Here is a 9,243-nt window from a genome sequence, read left to right on the forward strand (position 1 = left end):
CTTCCCAGAGCTTCATCGCCTTTTCGTAGAGCGCCGCGGATTCATCCCACAGGTAATTGGAACGCACGATGGTCGTATTGCGCGCCGTATTGCCGCCGCCGATCCAGCCCTTCTCCAGGATCGCGACGTTCTTCACGCCGTGCTCCTTCGCGAGGTAATAGGCCGTCGCGAGACCATGGCCGCCGCCGCCGACGATCACCACGTCGTACTCCTTCTTCGGCTCCGGGCTTCTCCACTGCCGCTCCCAGTTCTCGTGATACGACAACCCGTTGCGCAACAGACTGAATATCGAATAGTGGCTCATGTCTTCCTCCCTCAGCACTCGATCACGTTGACCGCAAGGCCTCCGCGCGAAGTTTCCTTGTATTTGGTTTTCATGTCCGCGCCCGTTTCGCGCATCGTTTTGATGACCTTGTCGAGCGAAACATAGTGCTTACCGTTACCCCTGAGCGCCATCCGGGCTGCGTTGACGGCTTTCACGGCACCCATGGCGTTGCGCTCGATGCACGGAATCTGCACGAGGCCGCCGACCGGATCACAAGTCATGCCGAGGTTGTGCTCCATGCCGATCTCGGCGGCGTTCTCGACCTGCTCAGGCGTACCACCCAGGACTGCCGCAAGCGCAGCAGCAGCCATCGAACACGCGACGCCCACTTCCCCCTGACACCCCACCTCGGCGCCAGATATCGACGCGTTCTCCTTATAGAGCAGACCGATCGCGGCGGCGGTCAGAAGAAACGTCACCGCGCCGTCATCGCCGGAGCCCGGCACGAATCTGGTGTAGTACTGGAGCACAGCCGGGATGATCCCCGCCGCGCCGTTGGTCGGTGCGGTAACGATGCGGCCCCCCGCTGCGTTTTCCTCGTTCACGGCCATGGCATAGAGGTTGATCCAGTCGATCATCGACAAGGGATCTCGCAGGCACTCTTCCGATTGCGCCTTCAACTGCTGGTAGACCGCTGAGGCGCGCCTGCGGACCTTCAGCGGACCGGGTAGTGTGCCCTCGATCGCGCACCCGCGTGCAATCGATGCCGCCATCACGTCGCGAATCGTCAGCAGGCCCGCGCGCACCGCTTCGGGCGTGCGCCACGTGGACTCATTCGCCAGCATCACGTCGGCGATCGACAGACCACTCTCCCCGCAGAGGCGCAAGAGATCCACGCCGGTCCGAAACGGATACGGCACGTCGTTCGTACCGGGCAGGCCATTGAGCCGCTCGCCGGCATCGTTGACGACGAAGCCGCCGCCCACCGAGTAGTACGCCTGCGTATCCAGCACCGATCCATTCGTATCGAGCGCCGTGAAGCGCATTCCATTCGGATGCAGCGGGAGGACCTCGCGCCGCAGAAAAGCTATCTGCGTCTTTTCATCGAAGGCGATCCGGCGCTCGCCCACCAGATCCAGTTCCTTCGTGGCGCGTATGGCGGCGACGCGCTGTTCCGCATAGTCGGGATCAATCGTATCGGGCAGATTCCCCTCGAGGCCGAGCAGCACCGCCTTGTCAGTGCCATGCCCCTTTCCGGTTGCACCAAGCGAACCGAACAGTTCAATGCGCATCGAGCACAGGCGGGCGAGCAGGGAACGATCGCGCAAACGTCCGGCAAACCTGCATGCGGCGATCATGGGCCCTACTGTGTGCGAGCTGGAGGGACCAATTCCAATCTTGAACAGATCGAATGCGCTCACGTTCATGGCATCCTCACAGATCCCGGTAGACCGGGTAGCGGGCGCACAGCTGCGCGACTTCGTCGCGCACGCGGGCTTCGACCTGCGCATCCCCCAGATGGTCGAGCACGTCACAAATCAGCCTTGCGGTCAAAGCGGCATCGCTTTCCTCGAAGCCGCGGGTGGTGATCGCCGGCGTGCCGATGCGAATGCCGCTCGTGACGAACGGCGATTGTGGATCGTTGGGTACGGCGTTCTTGTTCACCGTGATATGAACCCGGTCGAGGGCAGCGTCCGCGTCCTTTCCGGTTATGCCTTTCCTGACGAGACTCACGAGGAACAGATGGTCGTCCGTGCCGCCCGAGACCACGTCGTAGCCGCGCGCAGTGAAAACCTCCACCATGGCGCGCGCGTTGGCGAGCGTGCGTTGCTGGTACGCCCTGAATTCCGGGCTCTGTGCCTCCCTGAACGCGACCGCCTTGGCGGCGATCACGTGCATCAACGGGCCGCCCTGCGTGCCCGGGAACACCATCGCGTTCAGCTTCCTTTCGATTTCCGCGTTCGCGCGACCGAGAATCATGCCGCCGCGGGGGCCCCGCAACGTCTTGTGCGTCGTCGTGGTCACGACATCGGCGAACGGCACCGGGTTCGGATACAGACCCGCGGCGACAAGCCCCGCCACATGCGCCATATCCACGAAGAGCCACGCCCCCACCTTGTCTGCAATGCTCCTGAACGTCGCAAAATCCATGATGCGTGAGTAGGCGGAGAAGCCCGCCACGATCATGCGCGGACGATGCTCGATCACGAGACGTTCGACCTCTTCGTAATCAATGAGACCGGTCTTCGCGTCCACCCCGTATTGCACCGCGTTGAAGATCTTCCCCGAGAAGGAAACCTTCGCGCCATGCGTGAGATGTCCGCCATGCGCGAGACTCATTCCCAGAATCGTATCGCCGGGCGACAGCAAGGCGAGATACACGGCTGCATTGGCCTGCGATCCGCTATGCGGCTGCACGTTCGCGAAGTCAGCCCCGAACAGCGCTTTGGCGCGTGCGATTGCCAGCTGCTCGACCACATCGACGTGCTCACAACCGCCGTAGTAGCGCTTGCCGGGATAGCCCTCGGCATACTTGTTGGTGAGGACGGAGCCTTGCGCCTCGAGCACGCGCGGGCTCGCATAGTTCTCGGATGCAATCAGTTCGATATGCGCTTCCTGACGCGCGCGCTCGAGACGCATTGCCTCGGCGAGATCCGGATCAAATCCGGCAATCGTTTGTTCCCTCGAAAACACGGTCGTGTCTCCTCCACAGCGAAAGAAGTACCCGCGGCATGCGCCGCGGGGCAGCGATAACCGGTCAGCCTTTGATGATGTTGTGCTCCGGACCGTATGGGAAAGCCGTGATGTTGGTGGCGCCCTTTTCACCGACCACGAGGATGTCGTGCTCGCGATAGCCGCCAGCGCCGGGCTGGCCCTCGGGCAGCATGATCATCGGCTCCATCGAAACGACCATGTTGGGCTCCAGCACCGTGTCGATGTCTTCGCGCAGTTCGAGCCCTGCCTCGCGGCCGTAGTAGTGCGACAGCACGCCGAACGAGTGGCCATAGCCGAATGTGCGGTATTGCAGCAGCCCGTATTCGGCGTAAATCTTGTTGAGCTCGAGCGCGATATCGCAGCAACGGGCACCCGGCTTGATCAGCTTCAGGCCAGCCTCGTGCACTTCCACATTGACCTTCCACAGGCGCAAATGCTCGTCGGGGCAATGGTCGAAGAACATCGTGCGTTCCAGCGCCGTGTAGTAGCCTGCGATCATCGAGAAGCAGTTCAGGCTGAGGATGTCGCCCTTTTGCACCTGTCTCGTCGTGACTGGATTGTGAGCGCCATCCGTATTGATGCCCGACTGGAACCACGTCCACGTGTCCATCAGTTCCGAATCAGGAAAGCGGCGCGCGATTTCGCGCACCATCGCCTGCGTGGAAGCGAGCGCAACCTCATGCTCGGGCACGCCCTCGTGGACAGCGGCGGCGAGTGCTGCGCCACCGATATCGCATACGTTCGCGCCATGCTTGATTAACGCGATCTCTTCGTCGGATTTGATCATGCGCATGCGCATCGTCTGGGCGCTGACGTCGACGAACTCGACTGACGGCAGCGCAGCCTTCAGCTTCGACATCACTTCGAGCGGCACGTGATCGAACTCGATGCCAACGCGCCCCTTGTTGTCGATCTCGCCCTGCACGGCGCGGAAGAAGTTATCGCGCTGCCAGTCGGTGTAGACCACGTTGTAGTCGCCGATCGTGCGACGCCACGGCTGCCCCCCGTCGATATTGGCAGAGATAGAGACGACCTTCGACGGCGTGACGACGAGACCGTACTTTCTACCGAATGAGCAGTAGAGAAAGTCCGAGTAATAGTTGATGTTGTGGTACGACGTGAAAAGCACGGCGTCGATGTTCTCGCGCGCCATCAGCTCGCGCAGTTTGCGCTGACGGGTGGCGTACTCCTCATCGGAAAAGGTGTGCTTCACCTTCTCGCCATTCTCGATTCGAATCAGGTTCTCCATCTTCATGAGCTCGCTCCAGGGTGAAAAAAGCGTGGTGGGTATGAGCAGATGGTAGAAGTTTGAGAGTTTTTAGATTTTCCGAAATGGACAATGTAATCCCTGATTTGGCCAAATCGGGTTAACCATGAAGTCCATCGCCTGTTTGTTTTGTACGTGCGAGCACACTGCCCAACGGCACACGCGCTGACGGTGACTCGGTTAATGCGCGAGCGGCGCTGGGCGGGTGTGTGCCCGGCCGGGCCAGGAGGAACTACAGCGCGTTCTGATAGCGACGCCTGTCGGCGATTGGCGAGATCTGGAATTGCGCCTTGTAGCGCGTGGAGAAGTGGGTTGTGGATGTGAAACCGGTGCGCACGGCGACTTCTTCGAGCGAGGTTGCCGTGCGATACAGGAGCTGCCGGGCCCGCAAGAGCCGAATCTCGAGGTATGCCTCCGCCGGCGATTTACCAAGCCGTTCGTCGAACCATCGCTGCAGCTGCCTTTGCGAGACCCCGAGGTGAGACGCAATCTCCGGTACGGCAAGCGGCTCTTCGACGTTGCTTTCCATGAGTTGCAATGCCTCGTCCAGCTTGGCATGCTCCGCGCCGATATATTGGCGCAAAGACGTCTGCTGACGATATTCGCGGCTGCGCGGCTCGGCAACCAGCAATTCGAGAACACGCGCCGCCAGTGCCTGGCTACCGGGCGGGTTCGCAAGCAGATGCACCATCAGATCGAGCGGCGCAACACCGCCGCTGCAGGTATAGCGATTCCGGTCGATCTCGAACAGCCGAGTGGAAACAGTCAGCTTAGGGAACTGCTCCGTGAGCACATCCTGATCTTCCCAGTGAATCGTGCAGCGATATCCGTTCAGCAATCCGGCACGCGCCAGGAAGTAGCTCCCGGTGTCGAGGCCGCCCAGTGCGGCGCCCTTCCCCGCCTGCCGACGCAACCAGTCGAGAACTGCGCCAATCCCCTTTTTCGGAATGGGGTTGGGCCCAACGACGAACACCACATCGAAAGCCTCGCTGTCCGCCATCGAGACGTCAGGCACCACCCGGATTCCGTCACTCGATGAAACGAAGTCGCAGCCCGGACCGATCAGGCGATAGTCGTACACACGCCGCCCGACGATCATATTGGCAATGCGAAGAGGGTCGATGGCTGAACCCAGTGCAATCAGGGAAAAGTTTTCGACCAAGAGGAAGCCATAGCGCATGACCCGCAGATCGTGCATGCCGTCACGTACCTTGGTGGGCGCAGACAGTCTGGATAGTGTCGTTGACATCGGAAGATCGGTTTAACCGCAAGCATGACCACGGTAGTGCTTCGGCGAGTATAGGGGAAATTCATCTCGCGCTCCTATCACGAGTGACGGCAGCACATCACAACTGAGAACGGGTTGGGGCCAATAGTCCGCAATGGGGCTACCAGGCCGGAATCGCCCGACAGCGGTGCAGCAAGGCGAATCGGAATCTGCATTGGCTAAACGGCTCGCAGCGCCGTGTGCACTGAGCCAAGGTTACGTCGATATGGCCGTTCGCAGCGTAAATTGATCTACCGTTGCCCGCAAGCCCTTTGCCTGCTCTCGCAGCGCCTCGGATGCGGCAGCAATTTGCTCCACGAGCGCCGCATTCTGCTGCGTGACGCCCTCCATTTGCGAAACCGCCTGGCTGATTTCGCCCAGACTCCGACTTTGTTCTTCCGTGGCGCAGGCAATTTCATCCACGAGACTGGACACTTTTGCAATCGCTCGATGGACTTCGTCCATCGAGTCTTTGACATCTGCCGCGCGGCTCAGGCTCATTTCCACTGTCGAGGAAGACGTTGCGATCAACAATTTGATTTCCCGGGCAGCGGCAGAGGTGCGCTGTGCGAGGCTTCGCACTTCGCCGGCCACCACAGCAAACCCTCGACCTTGCTCACCGGCGCGCGCTGCTTCGACAGCGGCATTCAACGCCAGAATATTCGTCTGGAACGCCACGCCTTCGATGAGCCCGTTTATCTCCGCGATCCTTTTGGAATTCTCACTCACGTCGCCGATGGTGCTGACCATTTCAGACACCGCTACGCTGCTTCGCTGTGCAAACTGAACCGCCGATCTGGCTGCGTGATTGGCTTGTTGCGCGCTGCTGGCATTGCCCCTGACCGTATCCGAGAGTTGCAGCATGCTGGAGGCGGTTTCCTCCAGTGACGCGGCTTGCTGCTCGGTGCGCGAGGAGAGGTCGAGATTCCCGGAGGCGATCTCGCCGGTTGCGGTCGCGACGCCCTGCGCCGATGCGGAAACAGCGATGATCGCCGACTCGATGCGCGAGAGCATGCGGTCAAACTCGACTGCCGCGAGTCCGAATTCATCCATGCGTGGACTCGCCGCCCGCCGCGATATATCCAGCGTGTCCGCCAGTTCAGCGAACTTCGCTCGCATGCGAAGCAGGCCGCCGTGGACCACCCTCGTAAAGGTGAGCATTCCGAGGAGCGACGCGAGAAATAGCAGGAAAGCAGCAACGGCTGCAACTATCAGCGCAATTGTCCGAGCTTCGGTCGTGCGCTCGATGAGAGCGGTGATGGCAACGCTCAAAACAGCCAGTGTGGCTGTCATGCATCCGCCGAAGTAAAGCAGAATGCGATGGCGAACCGTGAACGCATTCGCACGTTGCTGTAGCCGGTTCGGCTGGTGATTGAGCATGCCTTCGTGAGAGATCTTCATGTGCTTCTTCTTTTCGATCATCGATATAAAATGATGCCGTTACCCGATAGGACGCGATGATTCGGCGTATTAGCTTGCACGTACATCGTCTCGTTGACAACACAACTTGATACCAGGGTTTACACGCCGCGTACTTTTGGCAATCGACCACCCCTCCAAAAATCATGCCGTAAAGGTATGGATCGATACCTTTTAGGTGTTGGACACGACGAATTGCGGCGATCTATGCTTGGATGGATTCGTAGCAAGCTAATAGTCAATATGTTTGGCGCCATTTTTTTCTCAATGAAGAATGGATCGCCGCGTTGTAGATAGCTGAATTTTAAAAAAACAATTGCCACGCTTCTGCAGGAAACGTGGGCTTTGGAGACATCGTCATGATTCCCCCTTCTATTCGGTCCATTCCGGCGTTGATCGACAGAGAACGGCTCGGTGCGTTCCAATGCCGTGTGCTCGCAATCTGCGTGCTGATTGCGCTGCTCGATGGTTTCGATACACAGGCCATCGCCTTTACCGGGCCAGCGATTCTCGCTGCGTTCAAACTCGCCGCCGGCGCGCTGGCACCCATCCTGACCGCCGGGATCATCGGCATGACCGTTGGCGCGATGACGCTGGGTCTCGTCGGCGACCGCATAGGCCGCCGGCCCGCGATCATGATCGGCCTTGCGCTTTTTGGCTGCGCGACGCTGGCCACTTCCTGGGCGAGTCATCCCCAACAGATCCTGGTGTTGCGCTTCATTGCCGGATTGGGCATGGGCGGCTGCACACCGGTGCTGCTCGCTCTCGCCGCCGAGTACGGTCCGGTACGACTGCGCGGTGCGATCATGACCGGCGTGTTGCTCGGCCTGCCCGCGGGGGCCATGTTCGGAGGCTTGCTCGCGGCACGGATGCTGCCTGTCATTGGGTGGCAGGGCATCTTTGTCGTAGGCGGTGGTGTGCCGCTGGCCGTGCTCGTACTCGCAGCGCTTTTGCTGCCCGAGTCACTCTACTATCGGGCGTCGCAGGGCGATGCGCGCGGGCAGCAATACGTGCACAAGACGCTCGCGAAGATCGTGACACAGCCGTTGCCACCCGACGTGCGCTTCACCGTGCCAGAAGAAGCTGTTGAGAAGGCAAGCGTCGGTGCGCTGTTCCGGGACGGCTATGCAGGCAAAACGCTCGCAATCTGGACCGTTTATCTGCTCAACTGGGTCGCGTGGTTCATGCTTCTCTCATGGTTGCCCACCGTACTCAAGTCTGCCGGTCTGCCGGCGGCACAGGCACCGCTCGGCACTGTGATCGTCAATGCCGTGTTCATCATTTGTGCGATTCCGCTCTCGTTTCTCTTGCCTCGCATGAACACACGCAATCTGCTTGGCGCGATGTTCGCTTCTGGCATCGTCATTGCGCTCGGCCTGAGTCATGCCGGCACGAACTGGGCACTTTTCTTCGCTCTCGCGGGGGCAGCGGGTTTTGGCATCGGCGGGCAGCAGATTGCGCTGAACTACCTGATCGCGGGCGCGTACCCAACGGCTTTGCGTGCCACGGCAACGGGGTGGGCAATCGGTATGGGACGTGCGGGTGCGATCGCGGGATCTGCGATCGGCGGCACGTTTCTGTCGTGGGGAGGGCCTTCCGGCTTTTTTCTCGCACTGGCGGTTCCGCTCGCGGGGGCTGCGCTTGCTGTGTTCAGCCTGCGTCTGGATACGGCAAAGGCGGATATCGCCCTGTCGCCGAACGACTGACTTTCACCGAGGCTCGATTCGAGCGCCAAGTGTGACATGCCGATGTTTTTGAACATCCCCATGTTGAGCGTCCTCCCGCACGCACCGACGCTTGCAACGCTGGCGCAAGGGGCCACGGTCACACGTGGTCCATGGCGACTTCCCACATGATTGACCGTCGTGCCGCCGTCGAACACGCTCTATGAAGGCATGACCGGTCAAGCAGCATTCAATTTGTGACGCGTGACCGGGCGAGTACAGCAACTGCACGATCCGCGTCGAAATCGGGATTTACGTAAATGCCCACCGCCCTTCTAATTCGGGGCAATGCGCATGTTGCCAGTGAGGCGAAACAAAAAAGGCGAAATCGTTCCAACGGCAGTACCGTGGTCGTTGCAATTGTGAATGGCCAGGCGCGTGCTGGTGACAGCACGCGCCTGCACGACGATCCGAAGGGCTGCTCCACGAAATGAGGCGAGTTGACAGTCAATCCTCTAGCAGGTTGCGGAAATACACCCTCGGCGGAAGCGGCGCTCCTCGATTTACGCGCCCGCCGGTCGCAAACTTTCGCATTGTGCAATCGCAACGCGAATTCAACGTTCTTTCGGCGGCTTGAGGCTATTTT

8 protein-coding genes are annotated in these 9,243 nt (G+C 60.2%); 2 read left to right on the forward strand and 6 right to left on the reverse strand.

Translation table 11 applies throughout. The features are described 5' to 3' along the window. From VSR34_RS36780 to VSR34_RS36805, 6 genes are all read right to left on the reverse strand, one after another. The coding region (locus VSR34_RS36780) for an FAD-dependent oxidoreductase (RefSeq protein ID WP_342965046.1) at positions 1-304 on the reverse strand (304 nt) is incomplete at its 3' end. A gap of 11 nt (positions 305-315) precedes the next feature. Further along, positions 316-1,692 (reverse strand): L-serine ammonia-lyase, encoded by a 1,377-nt coding sequence (locus VSR34_RS36785; protein ID WP_028230873.1) that lies wholly within the window; start codon positions 1,690-1,692, stop codon positions 316-318. A gap of 7 nt (positions 1,693-1,699) precedes the next feature. After that, positions 1,700-2,959: a serine hydroxymethyltransferase gene (gene glyA, locus VSR34_RS36790; protein WP_342965047.1), complete on the reverse strand. Its 1,260-nt coding sequence runs from the start codon at positions 2,957-2,959 to the stop codon at positions 1,700-1,702. A 64-nt stretch (positions 2,960-3,023) separates the two neighbouring features. Continuing rightward, on the reverse strand, positions 3,024-4,235 hold the full coding sequence (locus VSR34_RS36795) for a M24 family metallopeptidase (protein WP_342965048.1): 1,212 nt from the start codon (positions 4,233-4,235) through the stop codon (positions 3,024-3,026). 244 nt (positions 4,236-4,479) lie between these two features. Next, complete coding sequence (locus VSR34_RS36800) at positions 4,480-5,445, reverse strand: GlxA family transcriptional regulator (RefSeq protein ID WP_244145325.1); 966 nt, start codon at positions 5,443-5,445, stop codon at positions 4,480-4,482. Between the two features lie 285 nt (positions 5,446-5,730). Further along, the gene (locus tag VSR34_RS36805) at positions 5,731-6,915 is read right to left on the reverse strand and encodes a methyl-accepting chemotaxis protein (RefSeq protein WP_342965049.1); all 1,185 of its coding nucleotides are present in this window, start codon (positions 6,913-6,915) and stop codon (positions 5,731-5,733) included. A gap of 377 nt (positions 6,916-7,292) precedes the next feature. Here VSR34_RS36805 and VSR34_RS36810 point away from each other — a divergent pair, with 377 nt between their 5' ends. Then, positions 7,293-8,639, forward strand: coding sequence for an MFS transporter (locus VSR34_RS36810; protein ID WP_342965050.1), 1,347 nt, complete (start codon positions 7,293-7,295; stop codon positions 8,637-8,639). A 278-nt stretch (positions 8,640-8,917) separates the two neighbouring features. Further along, positions 8,918-9,091 (forward strand): hypothetical protein, encoded by a 174-nt coding sequence (locus VSR34_RS36815; RefSeq protein WP_342965051.1) that lies wholly within the window; start codon positions 8,918-8,920, stop codon positions 9,089-9,091. Positions 9,092-9,243: the final 152 nt, after the last annotated feature.

This window comes from Paraburkholderia sp. JHI2823 (genome assembly GCF_038900695.1).
Lineage (GTDB): Bacteria > Pseudomonadota > Gammaproteobacteria > Burkholderiales > Burkholderiaceae > Paraburkholderia > Paraburkholderia mimosarum.